Origin of the sequence: Spiroplasma sp. NBRC 100390 (genome assembly GCF_001886495.1) — a bacterium.
In the GTDB taxonomy this organism is placed as follows: Bacteria; Bacillota_I; Bacilli_A; order Mycoplasmatales; family Mycoplasmataceae; genus Spiroplasma.
Genome location: NZ_CP018022.1, coordinates 617852 through 643647, shown reverse-complemented (window position 1 = coordinate 643647; position 25796 = coordinate 617852). Strand labels below are relative to the sequence as shown.

The 25796-nt window shown below is 28.1% G+C and carries 20 protein-coding genes and 1 riboswitch; of the genes, 17 read left to right on the top strand and 3 right to left on the bottom strand.

What is annotated here, in order from left to right; all coding sequences use genetic code 4:
- Positions 1-31: 31 nt before the first annotated feature.
- The gene (locus tag S100390_RS02885) at positions 32-1258 is read right to left on the bottom strand and encodes a hypothetical protein (protein ID WP_070406788.1); all 1227 of its coding nucleotides are present in this window, start codon (positions 1256-1258) and stop codon (positions 32-34) included.
- 489 nt (positions 1259-1747) lie between these two features.
- Here S100390_RS02885 and tkt point away from each other — a divergent pair, with 489 nt between their 5' ends.
- The 3 genes from tkt to S100390_RS02870 are packed head-to-tail and all read left to right on the top strand — an operon-like array spanning position 1748 to position 5112.
- The gene (gene tkt / locus S100390_RS02880) at positions 1748-3715 is read left to right on the top strand and encodes a transketolase (protein WP_070406787.1); all 1968 of its coding nucleotides are present in this window, start codon (positions 1748-1750) and stop codon (positions 3713-3715) included.
- Positions 3716-3763: 48 nt separating this feature from the next.
- Complete coding sequence (locus S100390_RS02875; RefSeq protein ID WP_070406786.1) at positions 3764-4291, top strand: GNAT family N-acetyltransferase; 528 nt, start codon at positions 3764-3766, stop codon at positions 4289-4291.
- Between the two features lie 50 nt (positions 4292-4341).
- The gene (locus tag S100390_RS02870) at positions 4342-5112 is read left to right on the top strand and encodes a TMEM164 family acyltransferase (protein ID WP_070406785.1); all 771 of its coding nucleotides are present in this window, start codon (positions 4342-4344) and stop codon (positions 5110-5112) included.
- A gap of 13 nt (positions 5113-5125) precedes the next feature.
- On the opposite strand, the gene S100390_RS02865 is transcribed toward S100390_RS02870, so the two are convergent.
- Complete coding sequence (locus S100390_RS02865) at positions 5126-6151, bottom strand: energy-coupled thiamine transporter ThiT (protein ID WP_070406784.1); 1026 nt, start codon at positions 6149-6151, stop codon at positions 5126-5128.
- Positions 6152-6233: 82 nt separating this feature from the next.
- A riboswitch (TPP riboswitch) is annotated at positions 6234-6334 on the bottom strand.
- 84 nt (positions 6335-6418) lie between these two features.
- Here S100390_RS02865 and S100390_RS02860 point away from each other — a divergent pair.
- From S100390_RS02860 to S100390_RS02840, 5 genes are all read left to right on the top strand, one after another.
- Complete coding sequence (locus S100390_RS02860) at positions 6419-7117, top strand: hypothetical protein (RefSeq protein WP_070406783.1); 699 nt, start codon at positions 6419-6421, stop codon at positions 7115-7117.
- A gap of 62 nt (positions 7118-7179) precedes the next feature.
- Positions 7180-8277 (top strand): nicotinate-nucleotide adenylyltransferase, encoded by a 1098-nt coding sequence (locus S100390_RS02855; protein ID WP_070406782.1) that lies wholly within the window; start codon positions 7180-7182, stop codon positions 8275-8277.
- 4 nt (positions 8278-8281) lie between these two features.
- Positions 8282-8953: a 5'-methylthioadenosine/S-adenosylhomocysteine nucleosidase gene (gene mtnN, locus S100390_RS02850; protein ID WP_070406781.1), complete on the top strand. Its 672-nt coding sequence runs from the start codon at positions 8282-8284 to the stop codon at positions 8951-8953.
- A 314-nt stretch (positions 8954-9267) separates the two neighbouring features.
- Positions 9268-10848, top strand: a complete 1581-nt coding sequence (locus S100390_RS02845) for a hypothetical protein (protein ID WP_070406780.1) — start codon at positions 9268-9270, stop codon at positions 10846-10848.
- A gap of 114 nt (positions 10849-10962) precedes the next feature.
- Entirely contained in the window at positions 10963-12522 is a 1560-nt protein-coding gene (locus S100390_RS02840; RefSeq protein WP_070406779.1) for a hypothetical protein, read from the top strand.
- Between the two features lie 32 nt (positions 12523-12554).
- On the opposite strand, the gene plsY is transcribed toward S100390_RS02840, so the two are convergent.
- Positions 12555-13355, bottom strand: a complete 801-nt coding sequence (gene plsY / locus S100390_RS02835; RefSeq protein ID WP_070406778.1) for a glycerol-3-phosphate 1-O-acyltransferase PlsY — start codon at positions 13353-13355, stop codon at positions 12555-12557.
- 124 nt (positions 13356-13479) lie between these two features.
- Between plsY and parE the strand changes: the two genes are divergently transcribed.
- From parE to S100390_RS02790, 9 genes are all read left to right on the top strand, one after another.
- On the top strand, positions 13480-15420 hold the full coding sequence (parE, locus tag S100390_RS02830; protein ID WP_070406777.1) for a DNA topoisomerase IV subunit B: 1941 nt from the start codon (positions 13480-13482) through the stop codon (positions 15418-15420).
- A gap of 5 nt (positions 15421-15425) precedes the next feature.
- Positions 15426-16346, top strand: a complete 921-nt coding sequence (locus tag S100390_RS02825; protein WP_231918021.1) for a hypothetical protein — start codon at positions 15426-15428, stop codon at positions 16344-16346.
- A gap of 2 nt (positions 16347-16348) precedes the next feature.
- Complete coding sequence (gene parC / locus S100390_RS02820; protein WP_070406776.1) at positions 16349-19774, top strand: DNA topoisomerase IV subunit A; 3426 nt, start codon at positions 16349-16351, stop codon at positions 19772-19774.
- Positions 19775-19852: 78 nt separating this feature from the next.
- The gene (locus S100390_RS02815) at positions 19853-20653 is read left to right on the top strand and encodes an ATP-binding cassette domain-containing protein (protein WP_070406775.1); all 801 of its coding nucleotides are present in this window, start codon (positions 19853-19855) and stop codon (positions 20651-20653) included.
- Positions 20601-21380: a hypothetical protein gene (locus S100390_RS02810; protein ID WP_070406774.1), complete on the top strand. Its 780-nt coding sequence runs from the start codon at positions 20601-20603 to the stop codon at positions 21378-21380. Before S100390_RS02815 ends, S100390_RS02810 begins: the two co-directional genes overlap by 53 nt.
- A 116-nt stretch (positions 21381-21496) precedes the next feature.
- Positions 21497-21646, top strand: a complete 150-nt coding sequence (rpmG, locus tag S100390_RS02805) for a 50S ribosomal protein L33 (RefSeq protein WP_070406773.1) — start codon at positions 21497-21499, stop codon at positions 21644-21646.
- Positions 21647-21802: 156 nt separating this feature from the next.
- Positions 21803-22261, top strand: a complete 459-nt coding sequence (locus S100390_RS02800) for a GNAT family N-acetyltransferase (RefSeq protein WP_070406772.1) — start codon at positions 21803-21805, stop codon at positions 22259-22261.
- 57 nt (positions 22262-22318) lie between these two features.
- Positions 22319-22834 carry a hypothetical protein gene (locus S100390_RS02795; RefSeq protein WP_070406771.1) on the top strand — a complete coding sequence of 172 codons (516 nt, stop codon included), beginning with the start codon at positions 22319-22321 and terminating at the stop codon, positions 22832-22834.
- A 143-nt stretch (positions 22835-22977) separates the two neighbouring features.
- A complete protein-coding gene (locus tag S100390_RS02790) occupies positions 22978-25788 on the top strand; it encodes a cation-translocating P-type ATPase (RefSeq protein ID WP_070406770.1) in 2811 nt (936 codons plus the stop codon).
- The last annotated feature ends 8 nt before the right edge of the window (positions 25789-25796 follow it).

Sequence of the window (25796 nt, the reverse complement as noted above, 5' to 3'; positions counted from 1 at the left end):
TTTTACTTTGATTATAAAATTAAATTATAATTTATTGGTTTGTCTTATTTTCTAGTTTTGGTTTTGTAAAAATAAAACAAAAACCTAATATTAACATTAAGATAATAACACTATAGATAATTATATAGGTTAACATTATTGTATGGAAATTAATAATAACTGGGATAATGATAATACTTAACAATAAACTAAAAATAGCATGGCCAAAAACATGTTCAAACATTAAAGCTAATGTTAAATGTTCAGTTCCAACTAAACTAATAATATTGTTTTTTTGTATTCGGCTTAAATGTCCTAAACAAAGACCAATTAAAATTTGACTTCCTCCTAACCCTACGCTTAGATATAAAAGATGATTTAATAGTGGTGGTTGCATAAGATAAGCGATTGTTAATCCTAATAATAGGCCAACGGCAATAATGGCAATAATAGTATTGCAACAAACATCTCGTTTAATAGTCGTAGTATTAGTTTTAATCAAATACCCAAGGAAATAACTTAGTTTTCGAATAACATATAAAACTCCAACGGCAATAATCATTAAGTTTGTATCTTTAAAAATTAAAACTGGTAATAAGTAACCAAATACCTCGTTAATACTATATAAAAAACTTGATGAATATAAATAACTTCAAAATTGTTTATTTTTTTTCAAGGTTTTTCAACTTGTTGGATTAATTTTAAAGGTAACTTCCTCAGTTTTTAAGTCATGGTTAAAAAAGATTAAACTAAAATTAGTTAAAGTAATAAGAGTAAAATATGCTTGTAAAGCAATATTAGTTCCTAAGTCATTTAAGAAATATTGAAATAAAAAGGGAATAATAATAGTAAAAACACTACCTAAGGTAAAATAAAGACTTGGATTTGTTTTTAATTGATGTTGCCGAGCATAACTACGAATGATTTCCATTGTAAAAGGAACCATTCCGGCAACAAAAATCCCGGTGGTAAAAAGTAAAAGTGGATAAAAATAAATAATTAATTTGTTATCAAAAAAATTAATCATCATTAATAAAGAAACAAAAAGAAAAAGAAAAAAACTGTTAATTTGTAAAATAAATATATTATCTTTGTTCTTTTTTATTTTTGCTCATAGGGGTGTAAAAAAGAACATTGCGGTCGGAAGTAATAGGAAAAATCAAATTTTTGATAGTCCAAATTTTTGATAAATTTCAAAAGGTAAAAAGGAAAATAGGGCTCCCATTAAAATGCCTTGAATAATTAAGGCTGTTTTTCAACTACGTAATTTAGTTGTCATTTTTGTTATCACATCCTTTGCTTTCTTGTTTTGTTTTCGGTGTTATTTTATATAAATTAATTTTACTATTATTTAAGAAATAATAGCTTTGTTTTTTAACTCTTTTTTGCATCATCAAAATTTTTTATTTTTTATAATCAAAAATAAAATTTGAGATTATCAACCAAAAAGAAGAGTGAATTGTTTCAAATATAATATTATTTAACATCTTTTGCATATAACGTTCTCCATTCATTATTATGTATTTTAAAATGCTTCCTTCTGGCAAAGCTAAAGGACATCATCACGACTCTTAAACAAATATTTAACCATTACCATCACTCTTTTTCTATTTTGAAATGCCAACTTTTTCTTATTATAAATTAATAATTAGAAAAAAGTAAGATTTAAATAATTATTTTGCAAATTATAAATATCTTTCTTTTAATTCGTTGTACAATGTTAATATGAATATTAATTAAACAGTGTATAAAAAAAGGAGAATACAGAATGAAAAAATCAATTGATGCAATTAGAATGTTAGGAATTGAAGCAATTAATAAAGCTAATTCAGGGCATCCGGGCATTGTTCTTGGGGCTGCGCCAATGGCCTATACTTTATTTACTAAGCATCTAAATGTTAATCCGCAAGTTGATAAATGAACTAACCGGGATCGGTTCGTTTTAGCGGCAGGACACGGGAGTGCTTTATTATATTCTTTATTACATTTATCAGGATTTGACCTTAACATTGAAGATTTACGAAATTTTCGTCAAGTTGATTCAATTACTCCTGGTCATCCTGAGTCATATTTAACACCAGGGGTTGATGTTACTACTGGCCCATTAGGACAAGGAATTGCAACGGCAGTTGGCTTAGCATTAGCAGAGTCACATTTGGCAGCAAAATATAATACGAAAAAATATTCGCTTTTTGATCATTATACTTATGTTTTATGTGGTGATGGTGATTTACAAGAAGGGGTAACTCAAGAAGCAATTTCTTTAGCCGGACATTGAAAGTTAAATAAATTAATTGTCCTATTTGATTCAAATGATGTTCAATTAGATAATATGGTTAATGTTGCACAAAGTGAAAAAATTGGCGATCGTTTTCAATCAGCAAATTGAAATTATCTTTTTGTTAAAGATGGTAATGATGTTGAAGCAATTAACGAAGCTATTATTAAAGCAAAAAATAGTGATAAACCAACTTTAATTGAAGTAAAAACAATAATTGGATTTGGAGCAACCAAACAAGGGACACCAGCAGTTCATGGTGCACCGTTAGGAACAGATATTGAAACCGTTCGTAATTTATTAGGATGAACCGAAAAACCATTTGAAATTCCTGGTGAAATTTATGATGATTTTGAAGTTAATGTTAAAAATCGTGGAATTAAAAAATATGAACAATGGTTAAAAATGTATGAAGCATTTTGTCAGGAAAACCCAGCTTTAGGAAAAGAAGTCGATGAAGCAATTCACGGGAACTTTACTTTTGATCCACAACAATTTCTTGACTTAAAACCAACGAAACCGCAAGCAACCCGCATTAGTAGTGGTGCTATTATTGAACGCATTTCAAGCATTATTCCAAATTGAATTGGTGGTAGTGCTGATTTAAGTGGGAGTACCAAAGCAAAAGGAGCAGATGGTGTTTATAGCGCAGAAAATCGCAAGGGACGTAATCTAGCCTATGGAGTTCGTGAATTTGCAATGACAGCTATTAATAATGGAATATGTTTACATCGTGGTTTATTACCATTTGCTAGTGGCTTTTTTGTTTTTGCTGATTATATGAAACCAGCAATTCGGTTAAGTTCACTAATGGAAATCCCAGTTATTTATGTTTTATCACATGATTCTATTGCTGTTGGTGAAGATGGACCAACACATCAGCCAATTGAGCAATTAGCAATGTTACGAAGTCAACCAAATTTAAATGTTTTTCGTCCAGCAGATTTTAATGAAACACTAGGAGCTTATCATCTTGCGCTGCAGTCTCGTCATACTCCAAGTGCTATTTTAATTACACGTCAAGATTTACCAGAGTTGGAACATTCTAGCGTTGAAATGGTCAAAAAGGGAGCATATCAAGTTTATGGTTCAGAGCATCATAATGATGTTGTTTTAATTGCAACAGGTAGTGAAGTAAGTATGGCTATTGCGGTTGCGAAAAAATTAGAGCATGATAAAAGGATCAATGTAAAAGTAATCTCAATGCCATCATGAGAATTATTCGATAAGCAAGATATTACTTATAAAACAAAATTGTTGGAACCAACAGCGTTAATTGCTTCGATTGAATTAGGAACAACCTTTGGTTGAGAACGTTATACTTCAAATACGGGATTAAACTTTGGAATCAATACTTTTGGTCAATCAGGACCATTCCACGATGTGTTAGAATATTTTGGTTTTAATGTTGAAAATATTGTTAATGCCATTAGTAAAAAAATGCAATTATCAAAATAATGATAATTACATTTTTATTTATGATTTAATTAGAAATAGGAGTACCAAATGATTTTATTTGAAACACCCCGACTAATAATTCGAATGTGAAAACCTACTGATTTATCAGCATTTCAATTATTAAATGCTGATCAAATGGTAATGAAATATTTTCCAAAGGTCTTATCAGCTGCAGAAACAACTGATTTTTATGCTAAAATTCAAACTGATTTTAAAACCAACGGTTATGGTTTATATGTTGTTGAAGCAAAATCAACACATGAATTTCTTGGTTTTTGTGGTTTTAATAATGTTACTTTCCCTGTTGATTTTACCCCCTGTGTTGAAATTGGATGAAGGTTAAAACAATCAGCTTGAGGACAAGGCTTTGCAACTGAAGCAGCACGAGGATGTTTAAATTATGCTAAAAATAATTTACCTTTTCGAACAATTTATAGTTTTACCAGTGTTTTTAATCATCGATCAGAAAATGTTATGAAAAAACTTGGGATGCAAAAAGTACAAGAGTTTTATCATCCAAATTTAGCAAAAACTAATTGATTATCAAAACATGTTTTATATCAATTAACATGATAATAAGATAAAATATTAATGACATAGAAAAAACTAAAAGGGGAGTTTATTAAATGGTTATTTTTTCGTGGGTTTTAGCAATTATTTTATCCGTTTTGTTATGAACAACGTTATGAATTTTTCCAAATTTTTATGCAAAAACAACCAAGTATTGTTATTTACGAGTTGGAATTGCAATTTGGCTAGTCATTGTGGAAGCAGATCGGATGTGAGAAATGTTAAGTCATGGCGGATGACAACATTTTTCAAATTATTTTACCTTATATTCTTGTACGATTGTCGCTTGAGTAGCATTAATAATGTTATTTTACCCAAATAAAATTTTTTTAGATTGTTTTTTTCCATTAGGAATTATGGGACCAATTTTAACATTAATTTTTCCAAGTAAACAACCAACAATATTAGAATGAAGTTATTATGTTTTTTATTTTGGTCATACGTTTACTTTATTTGGTTTTATGTATGTTTATTTATATGGTTTAACAAATTATCAGTTTTCACGAAAAACAATTCAAACTAGTTTTATCACCGGAATTATTATTATTGTCACAGTGGAATTATTTAACCAATATTTTGGTGAGAATTATATTGTTGGTGATATTGCTTGAGCATTGGGATTAAAAGATTTAGCACGACCATGACAGTTCTTAATTAGTTTTATTTTAGGAATTCCAATTATTGGGTTAGGATTGTTACTCATTTATTTATTTAAACCAATTTATCATCAACAAACAAAAGTCAAATTGCATGACACATGATGAGAATTATTATTAAAAAAAATAAACCTTCATAATAATAAAAAAACTAGGGAAAAAAACACCTAGTTTTTTAAGTTTTTTAACCTTCATATTTCAAATAACGTTGTCAAAAGACGGGAGTTAAACCCCGCAACGCTAGCGGAATCACAATTTGCATAATTGGATAAGTGAAAATAAAATTATGAATAAAGTTATAAACAATTGAATATAATCAATTAGTATAGCCTGGTCAAACTGAATCAGGGAATAACGTTGTTCAAATTAGAGCGCCAACTACAACTTGTGAAACATAAATTAAACTAATAATACTAAAACAAATAATAATATAATTAATATATGTAATGTACTTTTTATCGTTATTAACCTTAAAACGCATAAATCCAGCAATCATAGGCACAATCATTGGAATAAAGTAATCTAATAAATATGATCACGGTGAAACAATAAAACCTGACGAAATAAATAAAAGCGACATTAATGCGCTAATTGCTCCTGTGATAAATCCAGCTAGTGCTGAGTGAATAAAAGCAATAATTGTTAATGGAATATATTTTAAAGCGATACTTCCACCATGTGGTAAAATCGGAATAAGTGTTTCTAAAAAAGCTAAGACAAGGGTTACTGCGGCAAACATTGCAATAATCACAAAATCAAATGTTTTTCATTTTCAAATTCCTAAATTAATTAAGAATCGTTTTTTCTTGCTTGCTTTTGAAAAAAGGACATCACTAACTTTGACTTCATAACTATAAATAATAATATTACTAATTAAAGTAAGAATATTAAGACTAATAATATTTAAAATAATAAATTGCATTTTATAATTAATATATTCTTCATAAGTAGTTAATCAAGTACTAATGGTATATATAATACTAAAAATTAAACCAAGAACACAAATTGCAATGAAAAAAATTGATATATTTTTAAAATTTTGATCATTTGCTAAGTGCAAAATGGTACTTAGTGTTGCTAATGGTAAAACACTAAGAGTGATTAAAAAAGCTAAATATAAACTAATTGGAATAAAAATTGTTAATTTATTGTATCATAAAACAATTCGTTGTTGTTTTACAGTACATTTAAAAATTAGATTTTGCTCCATATATAAAAAAATCTCCTTACACAAATAACTTTATAATTAACATCTGTGAAAATGAGGATCAAACTAAATTTATTGAATTAATAAATAATCAATTTGAACTCCCTCCGCTAGTTTTAACTAGATCAGGTTCTAAGAGTATTTCTCAAACTTATTAAAAATAATAAGCTACCTCTGTCAATTACATTATAATCATAACATTGTTAGAAAAAACTTCAAGAAATTTTATAATTTATTATATAATATATAATATAAGTTAGAGGAAAAGATATGTTTAAATGATTTAGAAGAAAGAAAAAACAGGATATAATTGTTAATTTAGCGTCAGCTAGTAGTTTTGATGATGATATTGAAGCAGCAAGTGGCATTGATTTTAGAGAAAATTTTGTTAGTGAAACACCATTATCAGCTATAGAAGATGATAATTTAGAAATTAATACAAAACCAACTGTTGATCAAAAAAATGTTAATAATATTCATAGTCTTGTTCAAAACGCTCGGAGTCAAATAAGTAAGTATAAAGAAGAAAACAATGTTAATGAACATGAAAATTTATTAGAACGGTTAGAGCGATTAAAACATCTTCGTGATAGTTCGCAATCAAAGCCAAATGAATTCCAACAAATGTTAAATCAAATTAAAGAACGTAATTTTAATGATCGAATGGCATATATTATGGATCGAATTAAAATTTCACATCGTGATGATCATAAGTTAGAATTAGATCAAAAAGGTGAACCAAAAAAGAAGAAAGAGTTAAACCAAACAAAAGAAGATAATATTGCAATTACTGGGAATAAAAAAGAAATTACTAAAATTAAACAAAAATTATCGCACGAAGATTATTCTGTTTCAAAACAACATAATGATTTTACAATTACTTTATCCGTTGAACAATTTCAACATATTGTTCGTGACACTGTTGAAGATGTTTTGGTTGAATTAGGAATTAAAAACAAAGATGAATAATTATTCTTTCTTTTTCATTTTGGGGGAAGTTAAAAAAGAATTAGGTGATGGAGGCAAGGATTATGAAGATAGCGTTATTTGGGGGTAGTTTTGATCCATTTCATACTGATCATTTAGCAATGATTAAATTGGTTAAAACTAAAACAGATATTGATGAAGTATGAATTATTCCAACAAATCAAAACCCTTTTAAAATACGAAAACTATCTCCCGCTAACGATCGATTAGCAATGATTAAATTAGCAATTAGCAAATTATCATATGTTAGAATTAATTTAATTGAATTAGAAAACACAAAACCTAGTACAACTTACGATACTGTTTTAAAATTACAACAACAATTTCCTATGCATCAGTTTTACTTTATGATTGGGTCTGATCAATTACAAACATTAGGGAAATGAAATAATATTGCTGAACTAATAAAAATGCAGACATTTATTATTTTTCAACGAGATGATCAGATTAAACAAAGTGTTCTGCAACAATATCAAGCACTTTTAATTCCTTTTACTAATAATTTACATTTATCTTCAACGTTGTTACGAGAAGGAAAAAAAGTTAATTTACAATTACCAGCAATTAGAAATTATATCAATAATAACTTATTATATTTGCCAGAACGGTTAGCTAAAAATATGGATGCTGAGCGTTATCAACATTGTTTAAATGTTGGTAAAAAGGCCCAGGAATTGGCATTACGACATGGCTTTGATTCTCACAAAGCGTTAATTGCGGGAACTTATCATGATATTACAAAACAATGAGCAAAAGAAAAACAAGAGGTTTATTTAACAAAATATTTGCCAAGTTTCTTAAAAGAACCAATTCCAACTTGACATTCATATACAGGATATTGTTATTTAAAATATGACCTTTTATTTACTGATAAAGAAATTTTATCAGCAATAAAATGGCATACTGTTGGTCATCGTCAAATGACACCCTTTGAAATGATAATTTTTGTTGCTGATAAAATTAGTGCGGAACGAAATTATCCTGGTATTGAAAGTTATCGTGCTTTAGCAGAGCAAGATTTAATGAAGGCATTTCAAGCATTATTAACAATGCAATTTGAACGTGCTGTGATGCAAACGGGTCTTGCTTTGTTAGGAAATAAACTTAAATTAACTTATCAAGAATGAAAGCGAGGAAAATAATACGATGAATTTAGTTATTAGTGCAATGCAAGCTGAATTATCTGCAACAATAGTAGCTTTACAACCAACTGAAATCATTAAGTATGATGATATTAAATTATATCAAAAGGGAACATGATTATTTGCAATTAGTAAAATTGGATTAGTAAATGCCACGATGAGTTTAACAACCTTAATTAATGATTATGCCATTAAAACAATTTATAATATTGGAACTGTTGGGAGTTTAAAAAAACGGTTACCGCCATTAACTGTTTTGCTTATTTCCGAAGCATATTACACTTTTGCTGATGCACAAGCATTTGGATATGCAATTGGACAAATTCCTGGAGAAGTAAGTAGTTATCATAGTAATGAAACATTGTTAACATTAGCTGAAACAAAAATATTAGATAGTCAACAAGCTGTTTTAGGGAGTAGTGATATTTTCATTGATAAAGCAGAATATTTTAACCATATTAAAACAAAGTTTAAAGATAAAATTGATGTTGTTGATATGGAAGGAACTGCTTTTTTTCAAGTTGCTGCAAAGCACCATTTGCCAATGATTAGTATTAAGATTGTCAGTGATTATTTAGAATCAAGCGGGGATAGTGCAACTAGTCAATTTGAAAAAAATTTACCCCAAGTTAGTTTGATAATTCGTGATTTAATTATGAAATTTTTAAAAGATTAAATAATAAGGAGTTATTATTAAAAAATTGGTCATAATGCATTATCTGAAAATACATTGTGATGAATATCAAAGTATAGATGAAGCAATAAGTGATATTAAATTATATGTTCATTTTTATAATTTTGAACGTATTCATAGTAAATGAAATGGATCGTCACTAATAAACGTAGGATAAAATGTAAGTGGACAAAATTGGACGCAGTAATTTTCAAGTAATTTTTAAATTTGTACTTGCTTTTTTTTTTTTTTTTTGTTAATATAATCATTATTTATAAAAAAGAAAAAAGTATATTACTTTTTAGAGGAAATATCAAATGAAAAAATTATTAAGTTTATTAGCAATTGCTAATTTAAGTGGGGTTTTTGGGACAACTCTTATTGCCTGTGTTAATCATGAGACATCATCTGATGACAATACAGGAAGTTTTAAGGATATTGAAATTTTAGATAAAATTTCTAAACGAGCAACTAATGCTTTTTTACAATATTCACAAAATAGTTCAATGCTTGATACTAATGATTATTCTGAAGTTGACTTTGATAAATTATACCCGTTAGTTACTGAAGAATCACCAACAAAAGTTTTAGACAAAAATATGCCTGATGTTATACCTGTTTTAAATATTTTAGATACTAAATTTAATGCTATTTTTAATAACATTAATAATGCGATTATTAACGATTATTCAAATTATTATGTTGATTCAAAACCATTAACATTATTAAATGATTCAAGTTATACTTTGAATTATATTGATCTTGTAACATTAGGAAAAATTAATGGTGAAACTAATTTAAAAGGTTTAAAAGCAACACGAATCGACTTTAAATTTCGATTTCAAGTTCAGTTTAAAACATATGTTGTGACATCTGATTATGTCATTCAATATACCATTTCAAATGATATTGCAAAAATAAAAGAATTACAAAGTGGAATTATTTCAAAATTATCAAAAGTTATTGTTAATTTCTTTAATGAAAAAGGCAAAATTATTTTAGATAAAGCACCAGAATTTACTAGTTTATATGATAATTTTTATATTAATTATTCAAAACGCCATGATGATTTAGACAATATTATTCAAAGAGAGTTAATAACCTTAATCAATAAGGACCCTGAATTAACAAATATTAAAGATTATATTACATGGAACGCGGACCAAGAGTTATTGTTATTACAAACGGGAGCATTAAATGATGTTACAAGTGGGGTTGCTGTTCCATCACGGCCAGAGAATACAGCTTATGTTTGAGCAGGAGAGGGCCGTTTTAATGCTAATAAGGTTAGTGTAGATACATTTTATCAATTTTTAATGAAACTATTAAATGTTTTTAATATTAGTGGTAATGATTTACAATTAGCTAGTTTCACTGTTAATTTATCGAAAATAACTGTTGCTGGGTTAACATTAAATGGTGTAATTGAAGGTAATACCGGAAAACCATTGGAAGTTCTTATTGCAATTTCAAAAGAGGGATTAAAAACAAAATTAATGGAATATAGTCAAATTGTTATAAAATTTTTCGAAACATATCAAATTGAGGTATATTCTGATCATCAAATTATTCATATTCCAAGTAGTGTTTTTGACAAAATGAAAGCAGCAAATAATTATATGAATTCGTTAAAACCATTAGTGCAAGATTTTGTTAATCGTCCTGAAATTAATAAATTGCCAGGTATTAATTTGTTTAATATTGATGATGCGGTTAGTAAATTAAAACAAACCTATCCAACATGAAATGTAGAAGACAATGATACTTTAAAAATTAATGCTAGTGGAAAAGGTTATAGTTTTAGTTTTATGTTTGGAGATAAAACTTTCTATGGTTCAATTGCTTATTCGCCTTGATCTGCTGTTTATTTTGGTAATTTTTATGCTAAAAGAAAATAAAACTAAATTAATTTAAAATTGAAAAGCGAGGGGGACCCCTTTGCTTTTTTTTTTTTTTTTTAATAAAATTAATATATGTTTGTTAGAAACAATTATTAAGGAGAATAATACACAATGAAAAAACTATTAATTTTATTCGGTGTAACTCTGATACCAACTGCTGCAACAACTTCTATTATTAGTTGCATTCCAAACCCAAATTTAAATGAAGATAAAGCTGATAGTCCTGTTAATGATCTTGAAGTTTTTAATGAGATTATTCAAACTGCTCAAAAAAGTTTTGAAAGTGCTCTATTTCAAGAAGCTATTTTAGGCAATAATCCGGACTTATTAAAAGCATACCAATGAGTTGATAAAACTAATAATCCCAAACTAACATTACAATTCAATAATCTTGATCATCGCTATGTTATTAATCATTTTTTAACTATTTTCCGTGCTGTTTTTGATAATGTTAATCGTCAAATTGTCAATCAATATCCTAATTATTATCCAAATAGTCAGCCACTAATGTTTCAAGAAATTGATCACAATATTACTTTGCAATTTGTTGATATTAATGAAATTAACACTCGCTTAGGATTACAAATTAATGGAATTGAAAATTTAAAAATTGTTAATATTCAATTTATGGTTTGATACCAAGTGCAGTTTAAAGGTTTAACAGCACGCCAACCATACCAAACGAACTTTAATATGACAAATGATCTTGCTTTGTTTAATAAACTAAATGATAAGGCAATTCTGCAATTTCAAGATTATTTATTGCAATGAATATCAAACATTGAAATTATTGAATTAACTGAAAATAAACTATTTAAACCGTTATATGATGAGTTTAATATTGATTTTACCAACAATAACACTGCTTTAGATCAAAACTATAAAATCATGTTAAAAGATTTTATTCAAGGTCATCAACGCTTAAACCATATTGATATTTCTTATAATGAAGAAAAGAATTTTGTAAATACAATAAATACCTTATTTAATAATAGAAACGATAAAGGTTATTACTATAATAACCGAGTAAATTGAGAAAATAGTAGATTATATCATTGAGGTGGGCAAAATATTGAAACAGCTAATGTCAATAATTTTGTGCAACAATATAAACAACGAATTGCACCAAAATTAAATGAAATTACAAATCAAACATTGACTTTAGCAAAGGCAACATTAAATTTAGATTATCTTAATGTTTACGGAATGACTTTAAAAGGTATTGTTAAAAATAATAAAAACATGACTTTTGAAACAACAATCACTTTGTCAGAAGTAGCTTTAGATCAAAAATTAACTAATTTTGCTAATTTAATTATTGCTTTTTTAAGATTTTATAATTTAAATAGTGATGGAACATGATTTAATTTTATGGTTGATGAAACTACATTTAAGCAAATCCTTACCAATGGTTTAAGCAATTTTCAATTACCAAAAACCTTATTTAATATTTTTATTAATTCTGAAAAGGATAAAAAAATATTAGATCTTAATTTATTTAATTATCAGCAAGTAACAGGATGATACAATACCGATTGAAATTATAATGGTATTGATCGTATTTTTGCTAATGGTGGGGGCTATGATGGTACTTTTACTTTTGGCAAAGCAGTGTTTCATTATACGCCATTTTATCATTATGGTGATAAAACTACAGTCCAAAAAAAATAATTGTAAATTACTAAGTAATTTACAATTATTAATTATGCTTTTTTTACCGAATTATTTTCATTATTGGTTGTAATATTTCCTGCTGCTAAATCAGATTTACCTTTAAAATCATAAGGCTTTTCAGTTCCTTTGAATAAACGAACAATATTTTGATGATGTTTAAAAATTAAGAAAATAGCACTTAAAGTAATAACAATATTAATTAATGCTAAACTATCATAATAATTATGATAATTAACATAATGTAAGTAATTCATTCAAACAACATGTGAATTCTGTAATAAATCACCATTAAAATTAATAATATCAATTCCACTTAATTGAGGAATTCAGCATAAAGCACCCGTAAATAAAGCAGCTAAAATTGAAGAAACAGAAACACGTTTTCAAATAAAGATTGTAGTTCATCATACGACAGTTGCAATTAAAAAATAGTAAGGATTAGTCATTCATAATAACCCCAAAAAAGAAGAAACTGTTTTCCCTCCTTTAAACTTATAATAAATTGGATATGAATGTCCAATTAAAACAAAAAAAGCTGGAATATAATAACTAGTTGACCCAAAATTAACACCGTTAATATTAATACAACTAATTCCAAACGCAATAAACATTGTTATTGTCACTTTCAACATGTCTAAAAACATAATCCCAAAACCTCATTTTTTGCCTAGGACACGACTAGTATTTGTGGCTCCAGCATTTTTTGAATGATATTCTCGAACATCAATTTTATAAAGGGTTTTACTAATAAAAATTGATCAACTAAAAGATCCAATTAAGTATCCAATAATTGCAGCAATTATTGTTCCTAGATATCCATATAATGTCATTTTGTCACCTCTCTTTTACTATTATATAGTATATTAGAAATAATTTTGTAAATAATTGTAAATAAAACTATTATAATATATGATAGTTATAGTGAAAATTAGAATTAAAAGGAATGATTAAAATATGAGTACAGAAAATAACACTTTAAAATATGATGAATCATCAATTCAAATTCTAGAAGGATTAGATGCTGTTCGGAAACGTCCTGGGATGTATATTGGGTCAACTGATGTACGTGGATTACATCATTTAGTATGAGAAATTGTTGATAATTCAATTGATGAAGCATTAGCCGGGTATTGTACTGAAATTAATGTTACTATTCATAAAAACAATGCCATTACCGTTCAAGACAATGGTCGTGGTGTGCCAACGGGAAAACATGCTTCGGGAAAATCAACCCCTGAAATTATTTTTTCAGTTCTTCATGCTGGGGGAAAATTTGGTGGTGACGGATATAAAACATCGGGAGGATTACATGGGGTTGGTTCTTCGGTTGTTAATGCCTTATCATCCGTTTTTGATGTTAAAATTTATCGTGATCAAAAAATTTGACATATTAAATTTGGTAATGGTGGTCAAGTAAAACAACCATTAACACAAATTGGGACAACAAATGAAACAGGAACAACGGTTACTTTTTTACCTGATTCAAAGATTTTTAAAGTAATTGATTTTTCTTTTTCAACAATTTCAGAACGAATTCGTGAATCAGCATTTTTAAATAGTGGGGTTAAAATTACGTTAACTGATGATCGCGCTGACAAAACAGTAGAATATTTATTTAATAATGGTTTAGAAGAATTCATCAGTTATATGAATGAAGGAAAAAAAAACATTACCCCAATTGTAATGATGAAAGGTCTCGAAAAGGAAATTGAAGTTGAAGTTGCTTTACAATATTCAACTGAATTTAATGAAAATTTACTTAGTTTTGCCAATAATGTTAAAACAAGTGAAGGAGGAAGTCATGTTGTTGGATTTCGTAGCGGACTAACAAAAGTTATTAATGATTATGCGCGAAAAGAAGGATTATTAAAAGAAAAAGATAAAAACTTGGATTCAACCGATACTCGCGAGGGTTTAACAGCAATTATTTCCGTAAAAGTACCAGAAAGTTTAATTCAATATGAAGGACAAACAAAAGGAAAATTAGGAACTTATGATGCACGAACAGCGGTAGAAATAATTGTCACAAAACAATTTGGTTTTTGATTAACAGAAAATAAAACAAGTGCTTATGCCATTATTGAAAAGGCATTATTAGCACGAAATGTTCGTGAAGAAGCGCGAAAAGCTCGTGAAGCAGCACGAAACAATAAAAAACGGGGGAATAGTGATCGATTATTAACTGGAAAATTAACACCAGCCCAAAACCGGAATAAATTAAGCAATGAAATCTTTTTAGTGGAAGGAGATTCAGCCGGCGGAAGTGCAAAATTAGGACGTGATCGTCGTTTCCAAGCAATTTTACCGTTGCGAGGAAAAGTTATTAATGCTGAAAAAGCAAAAATGCAAGACTTAATGAATAATGAAGAAATTAATGTAATGATTAATGCCATTGGCGCTGGCGTTGGAAATGCCTTTGATATTGAAGATGCTAATTATGGGAAAGTTATTATTATGACTGATGCTGATACCGATGGGGCTCATATTCAAACATTATTATTAACATTCTTTTATCGTTATATGCGTCCATTAATTGAAAATCATCGTGTTTATATTGCCTTACCACCATTATTTAAAATTTTGAATACTAAAAATAAAAAAATTGATTATGCTTGAGATGAAAATGAATTGAAAACAAAACTAAGTACTTTAAAAGATAAGTTTGAATTACAACGTTACAAAGGATTAGGGGAAATGAATGCTGAACAGTTATGAGAAACAACAATGGACCCTGAAACACGCCAATTAATTTTAGTAACAATTGATGATGCTCTTATGGCTGAAAAACGAATTGTAACTTTAATGGGTGATGATGCTAGAAAACGAAAAGATTGAATTGATGAAAATGTTAAGTTTACGTTAGAAGATGATTTTCAACCAATTATCAATCGATAAGGACGATGATGTTACTACCAGCAATTAAAACATTAATTACTGATTTGAATCAAACTAATGTCAAACTTAGTCAATATCAAAATTTTCAGTTATGAATTATTAGCCTTAAAGAAAAAGGGAATACTATCACATTAGAATTATTAACATCAAATGATAGTGAAGATAGTGATTATGAAATTGTTAATACAATTGACATAATATTAGATGACCAAGACACTTTAACTTGGTGTTATGAAAGTTTAAGTTTAGTAAAACAACAAACAATAGCAAAAGAAGTTTTTTGAACTAAGCTTATGAAACAAGATCGGGCTCTTTATCATTTAGAACCAAGTAGTAACATATATTTATTAACAAAGAAAGGAATTAATTTTTTTAAAAATAATACGATTGAAGAAGAATTAAATTATTATAATTATAATATTTTAACGATTTTAATATCGTTGCAAAAAATTAATAATTTTAGTATTTTGGAACCAGAAAAAGACACTGGTCAAAACAACTTTATTGAAGAAATTAAGAAAAATTTAGCATTAATGAAAACAACAATTTATAAATTGATGTTAATTGAAGGTTGTCTTGCTTATCAATGTGAAGTCAACTGGTCAGAACAGAAGGGTAGTTATTTAATTAAAACAAATTCCACAATTTATTATCAGACTGATTTTGCAATGACCAACAACAGAAAAATGTTAGCACAATTACTGTCTTTAATTAGGTTAATTAATACGGTCAATAAACAAACATTAGAATATTTTCGAACATTTCTATTATTGTTAAAACATAACCAACAACTATTTATTTATCACAAGCAGTCAGATTGTTGAGCTTTAACAACCCTAGGACAAAAATTATTTTATCAGATTGATTATTCAAAATTTGTCATTAATCAGGACATGATGAAATTTAAATTAGAGAAAGGAATATAAACATGAGCAATAGTGAAAAGACAAATGAATTAATTTATACCTTAAATGATATTATGGCTGAACGTTTTGGTCGTTATGCAAAATATATTATTCAGGACCGTGCTTTGCCTGATGTTCGTGATGGTTTAAAACCAGTGCAACGGCGAATTTTATTTGCTATGAATGAATTACGGTTAACTTTTAATAGTAGTTATAAAAAATCAGCACGGATTGTTGGAGAAGTAATTGGGAAGTATCATCCCCATGGTGATACTTCTGTTTATGATGCCATGGTTCGATTATCACAAAATTGAAAAGTACGTTATCCGTTAATTGATATGCATGGTAATAATGGTTCAATTGATGGTGACCCTGCTGCGGCAATGCGTTATACTGAAACACGGTTAAGTGAAATTTCATCATTTTTATTACAAGATCTTGATAAAAAAACAGTCGCTTTTGCTCCCAATTTTGATGATTCGGAACAAGAACCAGTTGTTTTACCTGCGTTATTTCCAAATTTATTAGTTAATGGTTCGACTGGAATTGCAGCTGGTTATGCCACAAATATTCCACCACATAATTTACATGAAATCATTGACGCAACAATTCATTTTATTAAAAAACCAAAAAGTAAAATTACTGAGTTAATAAAATATATTAAAGGTCCAGATTTTCCAACGGGTGGTATTATTCAAGGGAAAAATGGAATTTTAGAAGCCTATCAAACTGGAAAAGGAAAAATTATTATTCGAAGCAAAATTAAAAATGAGAATAATACCTTAGTTATTACTGAAATTCCATATGAAGTTGTTAAACAAGATTTAGTTAAAAAAATTGATGATATTAAATATAATGAACCGGGGTTAAATATTAAAGAAGTTCGTGATGAAACTGACCGTGAAGGATTGCGAATTGTTGTTGAACTAGGAAAACAAGCTAATTTTGAAATTGTTCGTAAATTCTTATTAAAAAATACTAATTTACAAATTTCATATAATTTTAATATTGTTGGAATTGCTAAAAAACAACCATTACAATTAGGATTAAAAGAAATCTTAACTTATTATGTTGAACACCAACATGAAGTTGTCACTAATCGTTCACAATTTGAATTAGCTCGTGCTGAAAAACGTTTAGAGATTGTGGCAGGATTAATTAAAACAATTAGTATTTTAGATGAAGTTATTGCCACAATTCGCCACTCAAAGGACCGTACGGATGCGATAAATAATTTAGTTGCTAAATTTGCCTTTAGTAAAGTACAAGCAGAAGCGATTGTCCAATTACGTTTATATCGTTTAACTTCAACAGACATTTTACAATTAGAAGCAGAACAAAAAGAATTAATTGCCACAATCGCTAATTTAAAAGCAATTTTAAGTGATATTAATAAATTAAATCAGGTGATTATTCACCAATTAGAATTAATTAGAAAACGATTTCATAGTCCTCGTCGTAGTGTTATTGAAGATGAAATTGAAGCAATCGAACTTGAAAAGACAGAAACAATTATTGAAAAAGATTTAAATATTTGAGTTTCTCGTGATGGTTATTTAAAAGCGTTAGAAAATAACCAACTTGTAAAATTAACAACAGAAGAATTTAAACGTAAACCAGGTGATTTATGAATTGCTGATTTTCAAGCTAATAGTTTAGATAAAATTTTATTAATCACTTCAAAAGGAAATTATGTTATTATTCCCGTTTATAAAATTAAATCAGTCCGAATTAAAGATATTGGTGAACATGTTAACACTATTTCTGAATTACCTGGCGAAGAAAAAATTATTAGTGCCTTTTTACTAAACGACTTTAATAAACCAGAGCAATATATTATGTTAGCAACAAAAAATGGAATGATTAAAAAAACAGCAGTAAAAGATTTTGAAGCAACACGAATTAGTAAAGCAATTAAAGCGATTAATCTAAAAGGTGATGATGAAATTATTGCTAGCCAATTAGTTGATAAACATTCATTTGTTGTTATAACAACAGCAAATGGTTTTATTGTTAAATATAAGGCAAAAGAAATCCCAGCATTAGGATTACGAACAGCAGGAGTTAAATCAATTAATCTACGTGATGATACTGTTGTTGGGGCTGGCTATTGTAAAGAAGATAATCTTGTCTTAATTACAAATCTTAATACTGGTAAGAAAATTACAATAAAAGACTTACCAGTATCAACACGACCAGTTAAAGGAACAAGGATGTTTATAATTAATAAAAAAGTAACAGAATTGGTAAAATGAATTTTTATTGCAAAACCAAATGATACTTTACATATGTTAAATCAACAAGATGAAATTGTCCTATTTAATACCGATAAATTACATGTTCATAAATTAGATCGCACAACAGATGCATTAGGTTTTGAAAATATTGTTGATATTGTCATTCCACAATATTATAATTTAAAATTAATTCATTCTAAAAAGATGGTAGAACATCATGATGAAAAACCAACAAAAAATCATCTTTTTCATCATGGTCAGAAAAAGCAACATCATAATTTCAAAATAGTAGATAATATACCTAAAACAGTTAATTCCGTGGTTAATAAAACAGCTCCTGTCCAAGAAAGTAAGGAAAAAGAAAAAACATTAAACGATAGTACTAACGATGATGAAAGTCACCTCGTTATTGCAATAAACCCAGTTTTAGTACCAAGTTTGGAACCACCAGCAGAAAAAATAGATCCAATTTCTACTGATGAAACTACAATAAATTTATTAACGCCTGATATCCAAGAAAATCAAACAAAACCAGAACCTGAATTAAAAATTACTAAACCATCACAAAAGAAAAAGAAAAAACCAGTTCAAAAAAAAGCAAGTGTGAAACAAACACCAAAAGAACTACCAATAGTTACGAAGGAAAACGAACCAATCCTTGTTGAAACACAATTATCATCTTTTCCTTTAAAAACTTTTGGTAAGGTTAAAACAACAGTTGATATCTTACTTGAGAAAAAAGAATTAGCAAAAGCACAAATAGCATTAAAAAAACAAGAAGAGGAAGAACAAAATAAACAGGTATTGAAAAACAAACCAGTTCAAAATGCTAATCAGAATATAAAACCAAATCTTGGCAAAACAGTTACTACTGTTGAAACTTTAATTAAAAAGAAAAACGATAAAGAAGCCGAAAGTAAAAACTTGGATCATTTATCACCAACAACATTAATCAAACAAGAGCCATTACAAAAAGATGATTCTCGTTTAGCCCGATTAAAGGCCATTGAAAAAGCACCACCAGGAACAATCATTGTTGGATTAAAAGATGTTAAGACAAGTAATCAACAACAAACAATGCAAAAAGTTGATTTTACTAAACCAAAAAAGAAACAAATTGATAAAAATAAATTCAAAAAGGATTTGGAAATTGAAGAAACAAAAGAATTAAAAATAACAATGAATGATCTTCTTGATAAAAATAAAAAATAATAAAAATCAGTCATAATTTGACTGATTTTTATTATATAATTTTAATAATCTGATAAATAGAAATGGGAGCGATCAGAAATGGCTAATTTAACAGAAGACTTTTTAGTCAAAGGTGTTAATATCAATAAATTTTATCGCAAACAACATGTTTTAAAAAATGTTAATTTAACGGTTAAAACCGGCGATCGAATTGGAATTGTTGGCCCAAATGGAACTGGAAAAACAACTTTATGTGAAATTTTAGCACAACTTCGTCGTGTTTCGGATGGGACTAGTGAAAAGAAATTTGGTGTTCGCATTGGGATGCAATTACAAGAATCAAAATATCCAAAAGGAGTTACTGGTTATGATATTTTAAATTTATATTTAAAAGCTTATAATTTATTTATTTCACCAAATGAAATTTATCAATTGTTATTAGACTTACAAATAGAAAAAATAATGAATAAAGATATTACTAAATTATCTGGTGGACAACAACAAAAAATTAATATTTTATTAGCCTTAATTGTTGAACCAGACTTAATTATTCTTGATGAATTAGCAACGGGATTAGATTTAGAAATTAAAGATAAAATATATGAAATATTAAGTACCTTTTTAGCAAATCAAGATAAAGCATTATTATTAATCTCACATAATATGGAAGAAATTGAAAAATTTTGTGACACTTTAATTTTTATGATTGATGGCGAAATTATAAAAATATCAAAAGTTGATGAAATTATCGCTGAATATGGTAATGTTGAAAAATTTGTTAAAGATCAATTTAAAGAATATCAAATTGGTGCTTATAATCAAAATTATAGAACAGGAGCAATAGAAAATGACAAATGAGCAAAAAACTGAGCAAAATACATCGATAAAAACAAAAAATAATTGCTTAGTTAGTGAAAAAATTAATTTATTTTCACTATATAGTTTTTTTCTAAATTATTTACGCCGTCAAAAATTGGTTCTGGCTTTTGCCATTGTTATTATTCCAATTGGAATTCTTTGTCAAGCAATTTTTGCTAATCGTCATGGTCCAGAAGTAATGGCTTTATCAATTGGAATTACTTTTATTGCAACTGGTGCTAGTGTTGCAATGTATATGATGATGGGATTTTTAATTGATTTAAAAATGTCTGTTGTTTATAAACGAATTGGGCTATTAGGTATTAAGCCTTTTGGATTTATTGTTATTGTTTATGCCTATTGTTTTACTTTGGTATTAATTGCTGATTTGTTAGTGCTAATTGCTAGTTTTATTATTACTGCTGCTTTAAAAATTGATTTTGGAGAGGTTTATAATTTTGTTATTTTTCTCTTTTTCTTTATCTCAATTTTTATTACTGCTCTTGCAGTTAGTTTAATGATGATTGCTGTCATTTTAATAAATTCACGAACTGTGCAATCATTAGTGACAGGAATTTTTAGTATTTTGTTCGTTGGAGGATCATTTATTATCGCAGCTTTTATTCCAGCTTTATTTGGTAGCAATTATAAGCACGCTTTATTATCCTTAACTGGTTTAAGTATTAGTTTGGGAATTATTTTGGGTTCAATCCTTATAACAGGACTTTTAACATGGTTAATTATTAGGATTTTTCGATGAGATAATTAAAATATTGCAAAAAAAGAAGTCAAAATTAATTGGCAAAAGGAAATTATTTTGCTATGATATATTTGTTGCAAAATTTAGCAAAGAATTATGTTTGAACAGAAAAGAGGAGTAAGTAAATGCGCGAAGGAATAATTTTACGTTGTGAACAATGTAAAGAAGAAAACTATATTGCAAAACGTGATAAAAAGAAACAACAAGAAAAATTAGAAGTAAAAAAATATTGTTCAAAATGTAACCAACATACTTTACATAAAGAAAAAAAATAGTTCCTTATCAGGTGCTATTTTTTTATGCCATTAGGATTAGATAATTTTGTGTTATGATTATTAAGAGTAAAATTTAATGTAAGAAAATAAAATTTTACAGATGATTTTAATAACCAAAAATTTTAAATAGAAATAATCAATAAGGGGTAAGAGATAATGATTCGACGCGCAACAATCTTAGATCAAAAACAAATTGAAGAATTAGGACAAAAAGTATTGAGTAAAATTAGCATTGAGGACTATAGTTTGTTACAACAGACAGCAATTTTACAACGATGACAAAACGAAGATTTTTGTAAAGTGTTAAGTGAAGAAGAAGGTTATGTTATTGTCTTTGACAATAAAATTTTAGCTTTTGGGTCATATCATTCTGAGCAGAATAGAATTACACAATTATATGTTGATCCCGAATATCAAGGATGATATTTTGGCAAAAAAATGTTGCAACAATTAGAAACAGTTGCACAAGCAAATGGTTTTTTAGATCTTACTGTTGATGCTTATTTGCCAACAGTAGCTTTTTTTCAAAAACATCATTATAGTGCCATTAAAAAGAATTTACACCTGTCTCAAAACGAAGAGATTACAACATTTTTTATGAAAAAATACTTTTAATCTAAAGAAAAACAGGTATAATTTTACCATAACGAAAAAGCAAAGGAAGGATTATTGATGTTAATAAATGGAAATTTAGATGCAAAAACATTAAAAACTTTTAATTTTTTAAATTCTTTGAAATTAAATTTTCTTTCAATTGAACGAATTTTAAAAACTAAAACAGAATTAACATTTGATCAAAAAACAGTAATTCTTGGTTTACTTCGAAAACAACATAATATGAAAGCTAACCCTTATCGCCACTATCAACCCGCAAAACAACAAAAACCACATCGGATTGCAAAACAAAAAATACAACAAACAACTAAAAAAATAACAAAAACAGTCGAAAAACAAACAACAGCAAAGAAAAATAAGAAACCAGTTCTAATTACAAATATTAGAAAAAATCAGTCGTTTTTTCGTCAGAATAATCTATTAGAATTAACAAAACAAAAAATTAAGGCATTACGAAATGCTGCTCATACTTATAATCGTATGGGACAAGGGGCTATTAAATGACAGAATCCGTATTATACTAGTTTTCGATTAAAACAAGAAGATAGTAATAAACGTCATAAAAATTTATAAAATGATTTTAAGTTATTAAAATCATTTTTTTATTATTATAATGCAAAGATATCAGTTAATAACTAATATAGAATTAATATGTTAAATTAATATTTTTCAGGTATAATAATTATTAAAGCAAATGAACAGAAAGGTTAAAGACTATGGAAGAATATATATCCCAGGATAATAACAACCTAGAATCTTCTTTACAAACTAATTTTGAAATTGGTTTATCAAGCGATGAAGTTACAATTCGTCAAAAACAATATGGTAAAAATGAGTTACCAAAGGGAAAAGTAACCCCATGATATGTCATTTTTGGAAAAGCTTTAATTGAACCACTTCAATTAATTTTAATTGCTGCAGCAGTAATTTCCGTTATTGCACCAATGGTTGGTAATAACTGAAAATTAAGAGGGGGATATTTTGTTGATTTTACTGTAATTGGAGCCATTGTTATTCTTGATGCAATCTTAGAAACAGTACAAACCGTAAAAGCCCGAAAATCAATGGCAGCATTAAAATCACTTTCTAAACCAAAGGCTGTTGTCATTCGAAATGATCTTCAACAAGAAATTCCGGCCCATGAATTAACAGTTGGTGATATTGTTGTTTTAGAAGCTGGAAAATATGTTCCAGCTGAACTGCGAATTATTGAACAATCAGATGTTTTTATTGATGAAGCAATTTTAACCGGTGAAAGTGTCCCGGTTCATAAGACAGATAAACCAATTGAAGCAACAACAATTTTAGCAGAAATGAAAAATATTGCTTTTATGTCAACTTTTATTACGGCTGGGCGTGCCGTTGGGGTTGTGATTAAAGTTGGTCAACAAACTGAAATTGGAAAAATTGCCACAACAATTAATGAAACGGAAGAAAGTCCAACAAATTTAGAAAAAAAATTAACAAAATTTTCATATTGAATTGCAGGATTAAGTTTTATTATTGCTATTATGATTTTTATTGCGTTATATTTTAGTGGTAATAAAAGCGGTTGAACAAACTACTTAATGGTTGCAATTACCTTAGCAATTGGAGTTATTCCAGAATCATTGGCAGCTGTTGTTTCAATTACCTTATCGTTTTCAACAAAACGGATGGCAAAACAAAATGTTATTGTTAAAAAACTAGCTAGTATGGAAACATTAGGTAGTGTTAATGTCATTTGTACTGATAAAACTGGAACTTTAACGGAAAATAAAATGACCGTAAAAAAAGTAATTATGGATAATAGTGTTATTAATGCTGAAGCGTATCAAACTGTCAACCATGATCAACACCAAGATTTATTTTTAAAAGCACTGGTCCTATGTAACGATAGTGTAACTGAAGATAAAGAACGAATTGGTGATCCAACTGAATTAGCATTAGTTGATTATGCTGAATTATTTGCATATGATGAGCAAGATTCACGTGATAAATGAGAGCGTATTGATGAAGTTCCATTTGATTCAGAACGAAAACTAATGTCAACATTAAATATTATTGATGGTGTCAGTACTACTTTTACAAAAGGAGCATTAGATAGTTTATTACAATATTGTGACCGCATTATGATTAAAAATCAAATTTTAACGCTAACTGATGAACATAAGGCAGAGTTATTAAAATTAGCGGATGATTTATCAACGCAAGCATTACGCGTATTAGCTTTTGCTTATAATACTAATTTTGATGATGAACAAGATCCAGAAGCATTAGAAACTAATTTAATCTTTTTAGGAGCGGTTGGAATGATTGATCCCGTCCGTTGCTCAGCAATTGAAGCTGTCAAAAAAGCTCACGCAGCCGGAATTGAAGTTGTGATGATTACTGGTGATCATGCGACAACAGCTCTAGCAATTGCCAAGGAATTAAATTTAGCTTATTCTGAATATGAGGTAATTTCTTCAGAACAATTAAATGAAATGAGTGATAAACAGTTAATTCGAATTATTGATAAAATTAAGGTTTTTGCTCGGGTTAATCCAGAACATAAAGTACGAATTGTTAATATTTTGCAACAAAAAAAATACTTAGTTTCAATGACTGGGGATGGAGTTAATGATGCTCCAAGTTTAGTTAAAGCCGACATCGGAGTGGCAATGGGAATTACCGGAACTGATGTTGCAAAACAAGCAGCAGATGTTATTTTAACCGATGATAATTTTGAAACAATTATTAAAGGAGTTAATGAAGGACGTAATGTTTATCAAAAAATTCGACGTGCAATTTCCTTCGTAATTGGTGTTAACTTAGCTAATGTTTTATCAATTTTTATTTTATCCTTAATTAATCATGTTTCGCCAGTGGAAGCAACTGATATCTTATGAATGAACTTAGTAATTGAATCTATTTTAGCAATTTGTATTGGAATGGGGGACAATGATGATACTTTAATGCGGATTAAACCATTACAAGGTAAAAATTCACTCTTTCGCAATATTTGAGGACCAACATTACGAATTACCATTTTAACAAGTGCTGTTTGTATTGGGGCATACTATTTTGGAATGAGTTTTGTCCCCGCCGAAGCTTATCAGCCATATGGTTATCAAACTGTTTTTGATTTTTTACGTAGTAATGATCCAATGATTACGGTTGAAATGAAACTACAAATTTCTGACTTTGGGCGAACATCGATGTTTCTTGTTTTAACTTGTGCTCCAAGTATGCTTGTAAATACCGTTACTTTATCAGACTGAAAAATAAAATCACAATTTAAATCAATTATTAATCGACCATTAACTTGTGCGGCAATTGGAGCAGTATTATTGAACATTATAATGCTATTTATTCCGTGAATTAATAACAAAGTATTAAATTTGAATGATTTAGAAGTTTATAGCAAAAGTAACTGGTATTTTGTCCCAGCTTGTTTAGCAATGGCAATGATTCCAGTAACAGTGATTATAGTAACTGACGCACTGTATTTTTGATGACATCATAATTTAAAACATTACTTCCAACAAATTGGACAAAAAAAATAACTCTTACT